Here is a 14831-nt window from a genome sequence, read left to right on the forward strand (position 1 = left end):
TTTAATGTAACAACATCGTTCTGGTTTTTTTATCCTGATTGGCCGTCGCCACCCCGACGCAGCCAATTTCGGCCGCCGCACGTAAGCGGTTTTACCAACTCACCCCGTCCCCATGAACCGACCGCTGCTTTCCGCCTTCGTCTGCCTTGCCTTGGCTTTGCCGCTGGGGGCGGCGGCCCAATCCAAAACCGCGCCCAAACCCGCCGGCGCCATCGACGCCAACGGTACCGACCAGTTGCTGATGCGCGACGGGGAAGTGGTCATCCGCCAGGGGTCCACTACCAAGCCCCTGACCAAGAACGTGATGCTGGCCGACGGCACCAAGGTCAACTACAAAAGCGGCATCGTGGAGCTGCCCGGCGGCAAGAAGACCACCCTCAAGGAAGGCGACTACGTAACCATGAAGGGTGAAATTGTGTTTGCCACGCCCGGCAGCGCCGCCGCGGCCCGCGGCAACACCGCCGTGCCCGCCTCCGCCCAGTACGAGCAGTACGTGGACCGCAACTCGCCCACCAGCACCACCGATATGGAAACGCGCCTGGGCAGCCTGAACAGCCGTATCACGCTGATGGCGCAGAAAATCCAGCTGCTCAACGATAAAATCAGCCTGCTGAGCAGCATGCCCCAGCGCCCCGCCGACACCAGCCAGCTCGACCAGCAGATAAAGGCCCTGGATGAGCAGCTGCGGCTGGTGAAGTAAGCTTTTTTCCGCGCCCCTGACACGAAACGGCCTGCTGCGCCAGGCGCAGCAGGCCATTTTATGTACCCGGCCCCTGGCCGGCTAAGCCCCTTCCCGCAGCTCCGGCACCGCCGCCTGGGCGCTGAGCTGGCCCTGCTCTTCCTGCACCAGGCCGAAGGGCTCGTCGCGCACGATCAGGAAGCCGTCCAGGTCGCACACGTCGGCCAGGGCGCTGACCTGCAGGGCCGACCAGATGCCCAGGGACGTCTCCACCATGCAGCCGAGCATCGTTTGCAGGCCGTGGGCGCGGGTTTGCTCCAGCAACCGGATGCCGTTGCGGTAGCCGCCGGCCTTCATGAGCTTCATGTTTACGCCGTGAAACTGCCCGGCAATGGCGGCAAAGTCGGCCGCGTCGGTCACCGATTCGTCGGCAAACAGCGGGTAGGGCGAGCGGGGCCGCAGGTAGCGGTAGTCGGCAGCGCAGGCGGCGGGCAGGGGCTGCTCCAACAGGCGCACCCGCAGGCCGGGCAGAGTCTGGACCTGCTCCAGGAACCCCAGCAGGCTGTCGGCATCGGCCCAGGCCTCGTTGCCGTCGATGATGAGCGGGCGGCCGGGCAGCTCCCGGGTCAGGGCCCGCAGCAGCTCGAAGCCGCTTTCCCGGTCGACCTTGATTTTCAGCAGCTCAAAGCGGGCCATGCGCTGCTCGCGCACAAAGCCGGCCACGGCCTCCGGTGCCATGATGGGCAGCGAAAACGCCGTGGGCACGCGCGGGGGCGGCGCGGGCAGCCCCAGCAGCCGGCTCACCGACTGCCCCGTCCGCTGCGCCTCCCAGTGCACATAAGCCGATTCGAGCCCGAACCGCAGCGCGTGGGCCGGGGCCTGCGCATCCAGCAGCTCCTCCAGCTCGTCTAGGGACTGTACCCGGCTCAGGCCCGCGCCCAGCAGCAGCTCAAATTCGGTTAGCAGCCCGGCCGGGGTTTCGCCGTAGCGCACGTTCGGCGCCGCCTCGCCCCAGCCCGTGGCCCCGGCCGAACCGGCGGCGGTTACGCTGGCCAGCAGGTTGGTTTTGCTTTCGGAGGCATTGCGGGAGATTTTCCAGGTGTAGCGCAGGGGCAGCTCCCGGGTCCGCAGGTTCCAGATCAGGCTCAAGACGGGGCAGGTTGGGGTGAGAAAGGAGATTGAACGGCGACAAGGGCGCTCCGAGTTACGAAAAACCGGCATTCCGAAATGAGAAATCGGCTACGCAACCCAAAAACCTATCTTTGCTGAATTTCCGCCGATTTTCCCGTTCTGATATTTCCCGCATGAAGTTTACCCGCCTGGTTCCGCTGCTGCTTGTTCTGTTCCTGATTGCCCTGTGCCTGACGGTGCTGCAAGGCTATAACCTGGTCGCGCTGCCCGCGGCCGTGCCGCTGGCGGCCCGCTGGCTGTTTCTGCTGGCCCTGGGCGTATACGCCGCCCGGCGCCGCTCCCTCACCTTCTGGATTGTGGTCAGCATGTTTGTCGGCGCCGAGCTGGGCCACGACTTCCCCACCCAGGCCCAGAACCTGAAAGTGCTCAGTGACGTGTTTCTGCGGCTGGTGAAAACCATCATTGCCCCGCTGGTTTTTGCCACCCTGGTGGTAGGCATTGCCGGCCACGCCAACCTCAAGCAGGTGGGCCGCATGGGCATCAAAGCCCTGATCTACTTCGAGGTAGTCACCACGTTTGCCCTGTTTATCGGGCTGGCCGCTATCAACCTGAGCAAGGCCGGCGTCGGCGTGAACAACGTGGGCATGGACACCGAGAAGCTGGAGCCGGTGAAGCAGACCACTGCCGACATCATCCTGCACATCTTCCCCGAAAACATTGCCAAGTCCATTGCCGAAGGGCAGGTGCTGCAGGTGGTGGTGTTTGCTATCATCTTCGCCATTGGCCTGGCCATGGTCCACGCCCGGCACCGCCGCCCGATGCTGGAGCTTGCCGAAAGCCTGTCGGAAGTGATGTTTAAGTTTACCAACGTGGTGATGTTCTTCGCTCCTATCGGCGTGGGCGGGGCCATGGCCTACACGGTGGGCAAAATGGGTTTTGCGCCCCTGCAAAACGCGTTTTACCTGCTGCTCACGCTCTACGCGGCCCTAGTGGTCTTTATCCTGCTGGTGCTGCTGCCCATTGCCCTGCTGGCCCGCATTCCCATCAAGCGCTTCGTGCAGGCCATTGCCGAGCCCGTCAGCATCGCCTTTGCCACCACCTCCTCCGAGGCGGCCCTGCCCCGGGCCATGGAAGCCATGGAAAGCATCGGCGTACCCCGCCGCATCGTGGCCTTCGTGATGCCCACAGGCTACTCGTTCAACCTCGACGGCACCACGCTGTACCTGTCGCTGGCGGCGGTATTTGTGGCCCAGGCGGCGGGCATCGAGCTGTCCTTCGGGCAGCAGCTGGTGATGGTGTTTACCCTGATGCTCACCAGCAAGGGCGTGGCCGGGGTGCCCCGCGCTTCACTGGTTATTCTGCTGGCCACGGTAGCTTCCTTCAACCTGCCCGCCTGGCCCGTATTCATCATCCTGGGCATTGATGCCATTATGGATATGGCCCGCACGGCCGTCAACGTCACCGGCAACTGCCTGGCGACGGCCGTCGTTGCCCGCTGGGAAGGCGAGTTTGTGGACAACTACGTGGCGCCCCCCCTGACCGACCTGGCCGAAAGCGACAGTGAGCTGGCGCACTCCGCGCACTAGGCTCGCTTGTATCGTCTCGGCAGCAGCCGGACTGTTGCAAAGCGCTGTTGCAGGCCCGGGCCCGCAGCAGCGCTTTGTTTTGGGGTTGAAGTCATTGCTATTCTTGGTATTTATCAAGCAGCCAGCAATATTCACATATATAATAATAGATATGCAACATTATTAATTTAAATTTTTATACTTTTAGCCATTCGCCGCTGCTGACTCAAACTCCGTGTCCTACTGCATGAAAGCACCCGTACTCTCGCTGTGCCTGGTTCTGTGCCTGGCGTTGGCCAGCTGCAAATCGGCCGAAAAAGCCATCTTCCGGCTTTCCGGCACCCCTATCTCTTCCCGGCTGCCGCCGCTGGAAGCATTCGTGGACATTGGCCCCTGGGCCAGCACCGAGGGCGCGCTGCCCGAAGATGCCCGGCTGCTGTTTCAGCGCGAACTGCAGCAGAACATAACCGCCGCCCACGACAGCTCCCAGTTCGGCTATGCCAAGCTAGTGGTGACCAACAGTACTATTTCGCGGGCCGGCAAGGGCTTTCTGATCACGCAGATGGTGACGCTGATGCTGCCCTCCCTGCTGGGCCTGCCCATGGAAGACTACTGCACCAAGCTCGATGCCGTGGTGCAGATCATGAATGCCCGGGGCGAAACCATCGGCACCTACAACGGGACGGGCAGCTCCCGCGTGCGGGTGGCCATATACTACGGCTACGACCAGACCCAAGCCCCCCGCCTGGCCGACATCGAGGCCCTGAAGCAGGCGCTGGACCAGATCCGGCCCCAGCTGGCGGCAGATGCCGGCCGCCTGCGGGATGAGCTCTTGGTAACGGGCCCGCTGGAGGCTTCGAGCGGGCAGTAAGCCCGGCGTAAACCAGATTTTTTGAACGGCAAGCCCGACGCGCTGGGCTCGGCGGTACACGCGGGCTTCCCCGTTGCGGCCACCTGCGCCTCCGACGACTTCGCCGCCCCGATGGTAGCCAACTCCGGGCTCGGGGAGCACCGCAAAAGCTACAGCAAGCTCTACGACAAGATCCGCACGACCCGCACGATGAACTACGGCGCCTACAGCTACAGCGAGTGGTACGAAAACGGCGGTTCCAACATGCTGCCCGTGCCCGGCGTGCCCCGCCACGCCAACTGCACCGGCCTGTGGCTGCGCCCGGTTCAGATCGGCGAAGGCCTGCGTAAGCACTACCCCCCCGGGCTGGGCGACCTGAAGGTGGGCCACGGGGCGTTTGCCCTGCGCCTGACGGTGCGCGAGATGGACAACCTACTCCAGGCGGGCATGAGCCAGGCCGACTTCGACCTGACGCCGCACCTTCCTGCGCTCCTCCGTGAAGCTCTACGGCACCACGCCTGCCAAGCAGCTCGGCTTCCTGCTCGACTCCGGCTTCTACGGCCGCAAGGACTGGCTCCGGGAAGTCGACGGGCAGCTGGCCCAGCTGACTCTGGCCGATGTGAACAAGGCCGTCCGCCAGAACTGGCAGGGGCAGAACATGTACGTGGCCATCATCACCGACGACAGTGAGGCCCAGCCCCTGGCCGACGTGCTGCGCCAGAATCTGCCCTCGCCCCTGAGCTATGCCCGGGTAGTCAGTAAAGGGCTGCCCAAGGCAGTGGTGGCTGAAGACGCTCAGGTGGCCGCCTACCAGCTCAACGTGACGGAGGTAAAGATTGTGGACACCAAGGACACGTTCAAGTAGCCTCCGGTACGGCCCGTTTAGCGAGCCAGCCGGCGCTGGATAATTTCAGGGCCGGCTTTTATTTGGCCCGGGATTAAACGCCGGGGCCGGTGGCGCGTCTATCGGCTGAAACTTCCTCCATTATGCCGGCCTCGCCGGCTGCTGCCCATGAAAACGACGCTGCTCAAAACCCTGGCCCTGGTGCTGCTGGCCCTACTGGCCCGCTTTACAACCGTAGCTGCCCAAAGCCAGCCCCCGGCGGCTCACCCGGGTCATCCGGCCCGCCAGGAAATCCGGGCCTACTACCAGGCCAACGTGCTGCCCGCAGTGCGGCAGCAGCGGCAGAAGCTCGAAGCCCGGCTGGCCACCGACGACCGCGCCCTGCTGGCCACGTACCGCACCCAGCTCCGCGACGTCAGACAGCGCGGCCACGCCCTGCGGCAGAGCCTGCGCCCCCGCGGCGACGAGGCCGCTGCCTTCCGCCCGGAGCTGACCCCGGCCCAGCGCCAGCAGGGGCAGCAGCTGCGCGCCGAAGGGCGGGGCATTATGCTCAACGTGGCCCGGCTGGCCCAAAAGTACGAGGCCGACATCACCCGGCTCGGCCTAGAGCTGCAGCCCCGGCAGGAGCAGTGGACCAACGACATCAAAGCCATTGTGGCTAAAAATGCGCCGGCCGGCCAGACGCCGCCGCTGGGCCGGGGCCACCGCGGCGGACTGGGCCGCTTCGGCCGCCCGGTCCGCTTCCTGCTGCTGGACCCCACTGCGGCGCCCCCCCAATCCGCCGCCGGCCTGGGCAGCACGGCCTTTCCTAACCCGGTGGCCACTACCATGCAGCTGGAGTACGCGGTAAAGAAAGCCGGCCCCGTGACGGTGGAAGTGCTCGACGGCCGGGGCACGGTGCTGCGCACGGTGGTGCAGGCCGAGCCGCAGGAAAAAGGGCCGCACACGGTAGCGGCCGACGTGAGCACGCTGCCCGCGGGCACCTACTTCTACAAAATCACCACCCGCACGGGCGTGGAAACCAAGCGGTTCGTTAAGCAATAAAGCGGCCGTCGATTCGTAAAAAGCCAGCCCCTGCCGGGCTGGCTTTTTGTTTTGGGCTCCTCGTGGCCTGTGGCCGCCCGGCGGCGCTTATCTTTACGCTCCTATGATTCGCCCTCTTCTCACCTGGCTGTTGCTGGCCGGCACTGCCACCCTCACTGCGGCCTGCTGCGGCAGCGTTTCCTGCGACTGCCAGGACGGCAGCGCCGACGCCGTGGTCTTCCGCTTCGACAGGGATTCCACTCAGGGTGGCACCGGCTTTCGCGCGGCCGAGCTGACCAGCGTGTCCATCCGCCGGGTGCCGCTCGATAACACCCAGCAGCTCCGGCCCGACTCGGTGCTGCTGACCCGCTCGCGGGCTACGACCCACCGGCCCATTATCATCAACAATGCCCAGCCCCTGGCCCCCAACGGCACGCGCAAGCTCAATCAGTACCGCTACGTTATCCGCCTCAGCGGGCAGAACCGCCAGTATTCCTTCGACCAGATCCAGCTCGACGGCCGGTTTGAGGCCGATGGCTGCTGCACCTGCTACCGCAACACCCAGAAAATCGTGTACTTCAACCGGCGCGCCTACAACCAGACCGTACCCGGCCAGGATACGGTGGTGCTCAGCCGCTAGCGCGCCGGCCGCACCGGGTCCCGACAGCCGAGCATGGCGCGGCTTCGTATACGATTTTCAAAGCGGCGCTTCGTTGGCGGCAATGAAGTCCGGACCGCGTCTTTTGTAGTTGCCCCTATGTTAAAAGAACCCGCTACCCGCCCCGTCTCGGTGGATTTTCCGTTCAAGACCACGCTCAGCCTGGAGCCGCTTATTGCCTACTGGCAGTCCCGCGAAAACGACCCCAACCCGGGCCTGGCTTCGCTGGCGCGCTCCATCAGTGAGCAGGTGGCCGCCGCCCCGTGGTGCCGGGGGCCCATTCCGGAGCTGAGCGCCCTGGAGTGCAGCTGCGACCTGGTGGAGACGCTGATGATGGCCGTGTTTCCGCCCGCGTCCTTTCCCTTCGACATCAGCGGGGCGGTGCCGCCGTTTCAGCGGGTGAGCTTCTACCAGACGCCCCGCTTTGCCGAGGTGCTGCTCAACAGCAGCAAGCTGGTGAAGCAGCCCCTGAACTTCGACGCCCGCACCATGGATATCTACATGGCGCGCATGGTGTACCAGCTGATTCTGCAGAAAATCTACGGGGTGCGCCTGCCGCTGCAGGATACTATCATCTTCACCATTCCCGACTACAACATCGGCTCTTACCGGCACTACGGCGTGGGCTACAACTCGGCCTTCGTGGATGTGCGCGTCATCGGCGAAAAGCCCGACCTGACGGCCGAGCAGATTGAGCACCTGAGCCACAACCTGCACCGGGCCGACCTGTGGCAGGAGCTGCTGCCGCCGGCAAAGTTTGAGATGGAGGGCTTCAACATCCTGCACCTGGTCGACGTGACGGAGCAGGAGATTCTTTCCGAGCTCAAGTACGACCTGCTGGAGCGCGACGTGCTGCAGGCCTCCGACCGCCTGGAGCAGATTCAGGAAAAGCTGCGGGTGCTCTTTGGCCGGCCGTTTCTGCAGCTCGGCATTGCCGCCTACGACGAAAAGAAAAAGGCCTTCGTGGACTTTGGCCGCAAAATCAACCACAGCTTCCTCACCAAGCAGCTCAACAACCAGGACGCCAGCTCGGGCTTCCGCCGCCTCTACAACCAGCTGCTGCAGGACCGGCAGCCGGTGGTCATCAGCGACGTGGAAAAGGCCGACCTGCCCGAAGACCTGCGCCAGCAGATTCTGAGCCTGGGGATTCGCAGCACCATCCTGGCCCTGCTGCCCTACGGCGACGACACCGTGGGCCTGCTGGAGCTGGGCTCGCCCAACGCGGGCGACCTGGACGAGTTCAGCATTGAGAAGGTCAATGACTTCGTGCCCCTGTTTGCCGTGGCCGTCAAGCGCAACGCCGAGGAAATCCAGACCCGCATCCAAGCCATTATCAAGGAGAAGTTCACCGCCATCCACCCGACCATGGAGTGGCGCTTTACGGATGCGGCCCGCAACCTGCTCGAGAAGGTGGAGGACGGCAACCGCAACGCCGAGATGGAAGCCATTGTGTTTCACGAGGTGTACCCGCTGCACGGCGCCAGCGACATCCGCGGCAGCAGCATGGCCCGCAACGAAGCCATTCAGGGCGACCTGATCGAACACTTGACCCTGGCCAACAAGGTGCTCAAGAAAGCCTCCGAGCACCAGCAGCTCCCGATTCTGGACGAGCTGAAGTTCTACGTCAGCAAAAACCTCAAGCGCCTGCGCCAGGGCATCCTGACGGGCGACGAGGTCAGCATTTTTGAGTCGCTGCGCACCCAGGTGGAGCCGCTGTTTGAGTACCTGGGCAACAATACGCCCGAGCTGCGGCCGGTCATTGCCAAGTACTGGTCGAACATCGACGCCGAGCTGGGCATCGTCTACAAGCGGCGCAAGGCCTTCGAGGAAAGCGTGATGCTGCTCAACGACACGGTGAGCGACTACCTCGACGAAGAGGAGGAAAAGGCCCAGCAGATGTTTCCGCACTACTTCCAGCGCTTCAAAACCGACGGCGTGGAGCACAACATCTTCGTGGGCGCCTCCCTGGTCGAAGACAAGCCGTTTGACCTGGTTTTCCTGAAAAACCTGCGCCTCTGGCAGCTGCTGGTGACGGTGGAAATAGCCCGCCGCACCGCGGCCCTGCAGAGCCGGCTGGCCGTGCCCCTGGAAACCACCCAGCTGATCCTGATCCACGGGCAGCCCCTGAGCATCCGCTTCCGCCAGGACGAGCGGCAGTTCGACGTGGACGGCGCCTACAACATCCGCTACGAAATCATCAAAAAGCGCATCGACAAGGCCACGGTGCTTGGTACCGGCGAGCGGCTCACCCAGCCCGGCTACATTGCCCTGGTGTATGCCCAGACCCGGGAAGCCGCCGAGTACATGGAGTATATCGACTACCTGCAGGACCGGGAAATGCTGGAGCCCGAGGTGGAGGAGCTGGAGCTGGAAGAGCTGCAGGGCGCCAAGGGCCTGCTGGCCCTGCGGGTGAAGGTGCGCCTGTAGAAACCCCTGCAGGGCGCGCAGCCCGCGGCGGCCAGCCTACGCAGCAAAGCAAGCCCGCTGAACAGAAAAGCCCCGCCGTACTCCAACGGCGGGGCTTTTCGGCGGAAAAGCAGCCCGGCTCCTTTCTGCGGCCGGATGGTTCCGCGGGGCCCGCTATGACGGGTGGGCAGCGCCGGTGCTAGCCAGTAGTTTCCGGGCTTTGCTCCCGGTTCAGGACCTGGCCTTCGCGCCACCACAGGTGCAGGGCCGTGCGCAGCAGCACCAGCCAGCTGAGCCCGGCCGCGAAGCCCGCCAGCACGTCGGTGGCGTAGTGCACGTGCAGGTAGATGCGCGTCAGACCGATGAGAATAGCCCAGCCCAGCAGCAGCAGCGCCCAGGCCGGGTGGCGGCCGTGCCGCCACAGCAGCCACCCCAGGCAGCCGTACAGGGCCATGCCAATCATGGCGTGCCCGCTGGGGAAGCTCAGGCCCAGCTGCCGGACCAGGGCCGAATCGGGGCGCAGGCGGTGAAAATGCACCTTCAGGGCCTGGTTCAGCAGGGCCGCGCCCAGTATGGTGAGGAATACTTCCCAGGCTTCCCGCCTGCGCTGCGCCCACCGCAGGCCGGCCGGCAGCACCAGGGCCGCTCCAACCAGAAAGGGCGCCGAGGCAAAGAACGTGACGACCTGCACCCAGTTGGTCAGGCCCGGCACGGCGCGGCGCAGCGCATCCAGCTGCTGAAAGGCCCAGGTATCCAGCGCCGCGGAGTGGGCCACGAAAACCACCCGCGTCAGGTAGAAGAACGTGGCAAAGCCGGCGGCAAACACGAGCAGCAGCACCGCTACTTCGGCCGTCAGGAAGCTCAGGCGGGTCAGCAGGCGCGACAGGAAGGTTTTCATAGAACCCGGCTTTTACCCCCAGAAACGCAGCCGGCCCGACTTCGTTGGCGCCCAGGCCGGGCCCGGGGGCGTTGGGCCCGCCGAAAAACAAAAAAGCCGGCCCTTGAGGGGCCGGCTTTCGTGGTGCGCTCGGGGAGACTCGAACTCCCACACCTTGCGGAACTGCCGCCTGAAGACAGCGCGTCTACCAATTTCGCCACAAGCGCAACTTGTCTCAAACCGTGGCCTACCCACTTGGTAGTTGTTGTTTGATGATGCAAAGATACGGGCGCCTTTCACTTTTCGGTAATGTCAGCCGGAAAAACTTTCCGCAAAAAACTGTTTGCCGCGCTAGTCAAGCTGTTTTTCAGCTGATTGCGGCGCGTATTTAATTTGCGCTTTCACCGTGCGCTCCATCTTTTTCAGCAGCGGAATAGCTATTACCAGCCACACCAGCCCCGCCGCGAAGCCCGCCAGCACGTCGGAAGCATAGTGCACGCGCAGGTAGACGCGCGTCAGGCCGATGAGCAGGATGAGCAGAATCAGCAGCCCGCTCAGCGTGTGGCGCAGCTTGGCCTGGTGGCGGATGTGGGTTTGGACCAGATAGATGAGCAAGCCGTAAAACGAAGCGCTGATCATGGCGTGCCCGCTGGGGAAGCTCAGCCCGGAGGCCGATACCAGCGGCAGCAGGGGCCGGGACCGGTTGTAGACGTTTTTCAGCAGCAGGTTCAGCGTGATGCTGCCCAGCGCCACCACCGGCACCAGCAGCGTGTACCAGCGGTGGCGGCGCAGCACCAGAAAGTAGGCAATCAGCCCCAGCGCCAGGGCCGTGATGCAGTTGCGGGAGGCCAGAAACGTGATGCTTTCCACCCAGCCCCCGGAGTTGGGACCGAGCAGGCGCTGGGTCCAGCGGAAAGCCTGCTCGTCGAAGCGGGCTACCGACTGCGCCAGCACCGCCCGGCCCAGGGCCAGAAACCCGACCACTCCCAGCAGCCCCACGGCCAGCGTGACGGCAAATTCGGCGGCGAACAGCAGGAACCCGGCAAGAAAGCGCCGCAGGTGCAGGATTATGGAGGACTGATTGATCATAGCAGCAATGAATTATGCGGCCCGCGCCGAGGTTCTGGGGGTGTGCTGGCCGGGCCGGGCCCGGGAAATACTCCGCGGGGCGGCTGGTGAGGGTAGCAAAGATCCTAACTTGCCCGGCAGGACCTGAGTAAGTGGAAGAACATCCTAACGTGCTGAGTTATGTCGGAGGCAGGGTTTGATCGGGTGGCCGCGTTCTACGATCCGCTGTCCCGGCTGGTGTTTGGGCAGGCGTTGAAGCAGGCGCAGCGGAAAGCGCTGGAAGCCCTGCCGCCCGGCTACCCCTACGTACTCATCATCGGTGGGGGTTCGGGCTGGGTGCTGCTGGAGGTGCTGCGGCAGCGTCCCAACGCCCGGGTGCTGTACGTGGAGGCCTCGCCGCTGATGCTGGTCAAGTCGCGCGAAACCGTGCGCCGCCACGCCCCCGAGCACGCCGCGCAGGTGGAGTTCCGACTGGGCACCCAGACCTCGCTGCAGCCCCAGGAATCCTTCGACGCCGTCGTCACCTTTTTCTTCCTGGATCTGTTTGCCCCGGCGCCGCTGCGCCTCATCGTGGAGCAGCTCGCGGCTGCCCGCCGCCCCGGGGCGCCGTGGCTGCTGGCCGATTTCTGCCCGCCCCGCACGCTGTGGCAGCGGGCCCTGCTCGTGAGCATGTACGGCTTCTTCCGGCTCACCACCGGCATCAGCGCCTGGTGGCTGCCCCGCATTCACGCCGAGCTGACCCGGCTGGGGCTGCAGCCCCGGCAGCAGACGTTCTTCTACCGGGGGATGGTGGAAGCCACCATATTTGGGGAACCCGGCCCGGCAAGCCACCAAGGCAGCCCGGTGGCAGACGCTCCTGGAGAGGCGACAGGGTAAAAAACTATTGGCGCCAAAGCGGGAACGGTGGGAAAGGGCTCTATTTTTAAGCCCCGATCCTTACCCTTTCGCCCCCTTGCCCTATGCGGAAATCCGCCCTTACTCTTTTGCTGGCCGCCTGTCTGCCGCTGGCAGCCCTGGCCCAGGCGCCGGTCCGATATACCGTGGCGTTTCCCAACGCCGTCCACCACGAGGCCCGCGTGACGGTCGTGTTTTCGGAGGTGCCGGCCGGACCGCTGCAGGTGCGCATGGCCCGCAGCTCGCCCGGGCGCTACGCCCTGCACGAGTTTGCCAAAAACGTGTACGACGTGCAGGCCACCAACTCGCAGGGCCAGCCCCTGACCCTGACCCGGCCCGACCCCTACGGCTGGGACGTCAGCGGCCACGACGGCACCGTGCGCTTCACCTACACCCTGTTTGGCGACCGGACCGACGGCACCTACGCCGGCATCGACCAGCGGCACGCCCACCTGAACATGCCCGCCACGCTGGCCTTTGCCCGCGGGCAGGAGCAGCGACCGGCCGAGGTGAAGTTTGACCTGCCCACCGGCTGGCAGGTGGCCACCCAGCTGCGGCCCGACGCGGCCAAGGGCACCTACTACGCCCCCCACCTGCAGTATCTGATGGACAGCCCAACCTCGCTCGGGGCCCAGAAAACCCGCTCCTGGCAGGAACAGGGCCGCACCATCGAGCTCAGCGTGCTGCACGAGGGCACCGACGCCGAGCTGGACGACTATACGGCGCAGACCAAAAAGATTATCAAGGAAGCCGCGGCCATCTTCGGGGGGCTGCCGCAGTACGACTTCGGGCGCTACACGTTCGTGGCCAACTACCTGCCCCAGACCAGCTCCGACGGCATGGAGCACCGCAACTCCACTTCCCTGACCAGTGCCCGCCCCCTGCGCGGCGCCGGCGCCCTCGACAACCTGGGCACGGTGTCGCACGAGTTTTTCCACAGCTGGAACGTGGAGCGCATCCGCCCCCGCGACCTGGAGCCCTTCGACTTCGAGCGGGCCAACATGAGCAGCTCGCTCTGGTTTGCCGAGGGCTTCACCCAGTACTACGGCGACCTGATCATGCGCCGGGCGGGCATCTTTACCGACGAGCAGTACTGCCAGGAAGCCCTCAGCGGCCTGGTGGGTGCCATGCTCAACTCGCCGGGGGCCGCCCGCTACTCGCCGGTGCAGATGAGCCAGCAGGCCCCGTTCGTGGATGCCGCCGCCGCCATCGACCCCAACAACCGCGGCAACACCTACCTCTCCTACTACTACATCGGCGGCGCCAATGCCCTGGCCCTGGACCTGCTGCTGCGGCAAAACCACAAAACCACGCTCGACGCCTACATGCGCGCCATGTGGCAGCAGCACGGCAAAGGCCAGGCGAACTACGCCCCCGAAAAGCCCTACACCCTGGCCGACTTACAGCGGGTGCTGGGCGAAGTCAGCAAGGACACGGCCTTCGCCGGCCGCTTCTTCCGCCAGCACATCATGGGCCACGAGCTGCCCCGGTTTGAGGAGCTGCTGGCCCCGGCCGGCCTGCTGGTGCGCCGCACCCGCGCCGGGCAGGCCAGCCTGATGGCCCGCGTGGCCTACAACCCCGCCGACAGCTCCGCCACGGTGGGCAGCACCCTCATCGGCAGCCCGCTCTACCAGGCCGGCCTCGACCGCGACGACGTGCTGCGCCAGGTGGACGGCAAGCGCCTGACCAGCGCCAAGGCCCTGACCGAGCTGCTGGCCGCCCACAAGCCCGGCGACGTGGTGCCGGTAGAGTACCGCACCCGCGGCGGCATCCGCACGGCCCAGGTCACGCTCACCGAAGACCCGACCCTGGAGGTGGTGCCCTACGAAACCGCCAAGCGCCCCGTCACCAGGGCCATGCAGAAGTTTCGGGCCGAGTGGCTGGGTAGCAAGGCCCGGTAGCCTCCTGCCCGCCCAAAGGAAAGGGACGCCAGCAGCTGGCGTCCCTTTCCTTTTCGGTCTGATTGGCTTTGGCCTAGCGCCGGCGGCCGAAGATGCGCAGCAGGAACAGGAACAGGTTGATGAAGTCGAGGTAGAGCGAGAGGGCGCCCCAGACGGCCGTTTTGCGGTCCGTGTCCTCTCTGCCGTAGCCCATGAAGGCCATCATCTTGATTTTCTGGGTGTCGTAGGCAATCAGGCCCACAAACAGCAGCACGCCGGCGTAGGTGGTAATCCAGTACAGCGTGGAGTTGAACCAGAACATGTTCACCACCGAGGCAATAACCAGCCCGATCAGGCCCATAAACAGCAGGTTGCCCCAGCGGCTCAGGTCGGTGCCCGTGAGGAAGCCGTAGAGGCTCATGACCCCAAACGTGGCGGCGGAGATAAAAAACGTGGAGGCAATGGACTCGCGGGTGTAAATCATGAAGATCATACCCAGCGTCACCCCGTTGAGCAGGGCGTAGCCCAGAAAGGCGCCCACGGCCTGATTGGCGCTCATCTCAAGCAGGTTGCGGCCCAGGTAGCCCACAATCAGCAGCTCGGTGATAAGGAGGCCGAAGAAGATCAGCCGGTTGCCAAAGACCAGCTCCTGAATTTCGGGGGAGGCTCCTACCATCATCGCCACGCCGCCCGTCAGGGCCAGGGCGCCGGCCATCCAGCCGTACACCTGGGTCATAAACCGGGTCTGGATCTGGGCCGCTTCCTCGGTGGAAATGCTGAGCCGGGGCGGTTCTTCGGGTAGTAATTCGTCCATTGGGAATCGAAATAGAAAAGTGAAAACAATCCTGTCCGGGCTAGGGCGTGTTCTCAAGAACGTTCGGCATGGCAAAGTCGTAATAGGCTTATTTTCAAGATGAATGCTGACCGTACGTTGCTCACCGATAATCATTGGGCAC

The 14831-nt window shown here is 64.6% G+C and carries 13 protein-coding genes and 1 tRNA gene; 9 read left to right on the forward strand and 5 right to left on the reverse strand.

The genetic code is table 11. The features are described 5' to 3' along the window. Positions 1-112 precede the first annotated feature (112 nt). Entirely contained in the window at positions 113-700 is a 588-nt protein-coding gene (locus ABD842_RS21070; RefSeq protein WP_345118021.1) for a DUF6799 domain-containing protein, read from the forward strand. Between the two features lie 81 nt (positions 701-781). Here ABD842_RS21070 and ABD842_RS21075 read toward each other — a convergent pair whose 3' ends face one another. Then, positions 782-1828, reverse strand: a complete 1047-nt coding sequence (locus ABD842_RS21075) for a dipeptide epimerase (protein ID WP_345118022.1) — start codon at positions 1826-1828, stop codon at positions 782-784. Between the two features lie 155 nt (positions 1829-1983). Between ABD842_RS21075 and ABD842_RS21080 the strand changes: the two genes are divergently transcribed. The 6 genes from ABD842_RS21080 (at position 1984) to ABD842_RS21105 (ending at position 9177) form a co-directional block, all read left to right on the forward strand. Beyond that, positions 1984-3396, forward strand: a complete 1413-nt coding sequence (locus ABD842_RS21080; RefSeq protein WP_345118023.1) for a dicarboxylate/amino acid:cation symporter — start codon at positions 1984-1986, stop codon at positions 3394-3396. A 226-nt stretch (positions 3397-3622) separates the two neighbouring features. Continuing rightward, complete coding sequence (locus tag ABD842_RS21085) at positions 3623-4246, forward strand: hypothetical protein (RefSeq protein ID WP_345118024.1); 624 nt, start codon at positions 3623-3625, stop codon at positions 4244-4246. A 475-nt stretch (positions 4247-4721) separates the two neighbouring features. After that, positions 4722-5090 (forward strand): hypothetical protein, encoded by a 369-nt coding sequence (locus tag ABD842_RS21090; protein ID WP_345118025.1) that lies wholly within the window; start codon positions 4722-4724, stop codon positions 5088-5090. Positions 5091-5237: 147 nt separating this feature from the next. Beyond that, on the forward strand, positions 5238-6113 hold the full coding sequence (locus ABD842_RS21095; RefSeq protein WP_345118026.1) for a T9SS type A sorting domain-containing protein: 876 nt from the start codon (positions 5238-5240) through the stop codon (positions 6111-6113). A 103-nt stretch (positions 6114-6216) separates the two neighbouring features. Continuing rightward, positions 6217-6732 (forward strand): hypothetical protein, encoded by a 516-nt coding sequence (locus ABD842_RS21100; RefSeq protein ID WP_345118027.1) that lies wholly within the window; start codon positions 6217-6219, stop codon positions 6730-6732. Between the two features lie 117 nt (positions 6733-6849). Then, positions 6850-9177, forward strand: a complete 2328-nt coding sequence (locus tag ABD842_RS21105; RefSeq protein WP_345118028.1) for a GAF domain-containing protein — start codon at positions 6850-6852, stop codon at positions 9175-9177. A 178-nt stretch (positions 9178-9355) separates the two neighbouring features. Here the strand turns inward: ABD842_RS21105 and ABD842_RS21110 are convergent, their stop codons facing one another. The 3 genes from ABD842_RS21110 to ABD842_RS21120 form a co-directional block, all read right to left on the reverse strand. Beyond that, positions 9356-10054 carry a phosphatase PAP2 family protein gene (locus tag ABD842_RS21110; protein WP_345118029.1) on the reverse strand — a complete coding sequence of 233 codons (699 nt, stop codon included), beginning with the start codon at positions 10052-10054 and terminating at the stop codon, positions 9356-9358. A gap of 121 nt (positions 10055-10175) precedes the next feature. After that, positions 10176-10260, reverse strand: a tRNA-Leu gene (locus ABD842_RS21115). Between the two features lie 124 nt (positions 10261-10384). Further along, positions 10385-11122, reverse strand: coding sequence for a phosphatase PAP2 family protein (locus ABD842_RS21120; RefSeq protein ID WP_345118030.1), 738 nt, complete (start codon positions 11120-11122; stop codon positions 10385-10387). Between the two features lie 159 nt (positions 11123-11281). Here ABD842_RS21120 and ABD842_RS21125 point away from each other — a divergent pair, with 159 nt between their 5' ends. Both ABD842_RS21125 and ABD842_RS21130 read left to right on the forward strand, forming a co-directional pair. Beyond that, entirely contained in the window at positions 11282-11977 is a 696-nt protein-coding gene (locus ABD842_RS21125; RefSeq protein ID WP_345118031.1) for a class I SAM-dependent methyltransferase, read from the forward strand. 83 nt (positions 11978-12060) lie between these two features. Next, entirely contained in the window at positions 12061-13896 is a 1836-nt protein-coding gene (locus ABD842_RS21130; RefSeq protein WP_345118032.1) for a M61 family metallopeptidase, read from the forward strand. A gap of 73 nt (positions 13897-13969) precedes the next feature. Here ABD842_RS21130 and ABD842_RS21135 read toward each other — a convergent pair whose 3' ends face one another. Further along, positions 13970-14689 carry a Bax inhibitor-1/YccA family protein gene (locus ABD842_RS21135; RefSeq protein ID WP_345118033.1) on the reverse strand — a complete coding sequence of 240 codons (720 nt, stop codon included), beginning with the start codon at positions 14687-14689 and terminating at the stop codon, positions 13970-13972. Positions 14690-14831: the final 142 nt, after the last annotated feature.

This window comes from Hymenobacter algoricola, assembly GCF_039539525.1.
GTDB lineage: Bacteria > Bacteroidota > Bacteroidia > Cytophagales > Hymenobacteraceae > Hymenobacter > Hymenobacter algoricola.

Bases quoted from the DNA above. Each gene is read 5' to 3' on its own strand.
- ABD842_RS21135 (WP_345118033.1), bottom strand. From the start codon at position 14,689: ATGGACGAATTACTACCCGAAGAACCGCCCCGGCTCAGCATTTCCACC.
- ABD842_RS21130 (WP_345118032.1), top strand. From the start codon at position 12,061: ATGCGGAAATCCGCCCTTACTCTTTTGCTGGCCGCCTGTCTGCCGCTG.
- ABD842_RS21085 (WP_345118024.1), top strand. From the start codon at position 3,623: ATGAAAGCACCCGTACTCTCGCTGTGCCTGGTTCTGTGCCTGGCGTTG.
- ABD842_RS21070 (WP_345118021.1), top strand. From the start codon at position 113: ATGAACCGACCGCTGCTTTCCGCCTTCGTCTGCCTTGCCTTGGCTTTG.
- ABD842_RS21125 (WP_345118031.1), top strand. From the start codon at position 11,282: ATGTCGGAGGCAGGGTTTGATCGGGTGGCCGCGTTCTACGATCCGCTG.
- ABD842_RS21080 (WP_345118023.1), top strand. From the start codon at position 1,984: ATGAAGTTTACCCGCCTGGTTCCGCTGCTGCTTGTTCTGTTCCTGATT.
- ABD842_RS21100 (WP_345118027.1), top strand. From the start codon at position 6,217: ATGATTCGCCCTCTTCTCACCTGGCTGTTGCTGGCCGGCACTGCCACC.
- ABD842_RS21095 (WP_345118026.1), top strand. From the start codon at position 5,238: ATGAAAACGACGCTGCTCAAAACCCTGGCCCTGGTGCTGCTGGCCCTA.
- ABD842_RS21120 (WP_345118030.1), bottom strand. From the start codon at position 11,122: ATGATCAATCAGTCCTCCATAATCCTGCACCTGCGGCGCTTTCTTGCC.
- ABD842_RS21110 (WP_345118029.1), bottom strand. From the start codon at position 10,054: ATGAAAACCTTCCTGTCGCGCCTGCTGACCCGCCTGAGCTTCCTGACG.
- ABD842_RS21105 (WP_345118028.1), top strand. From the start codon at position 6,850: ATGTTAAAAGAACCCGCTACCCGCCCCGTCTCGGTGGATTTTCCGTTC.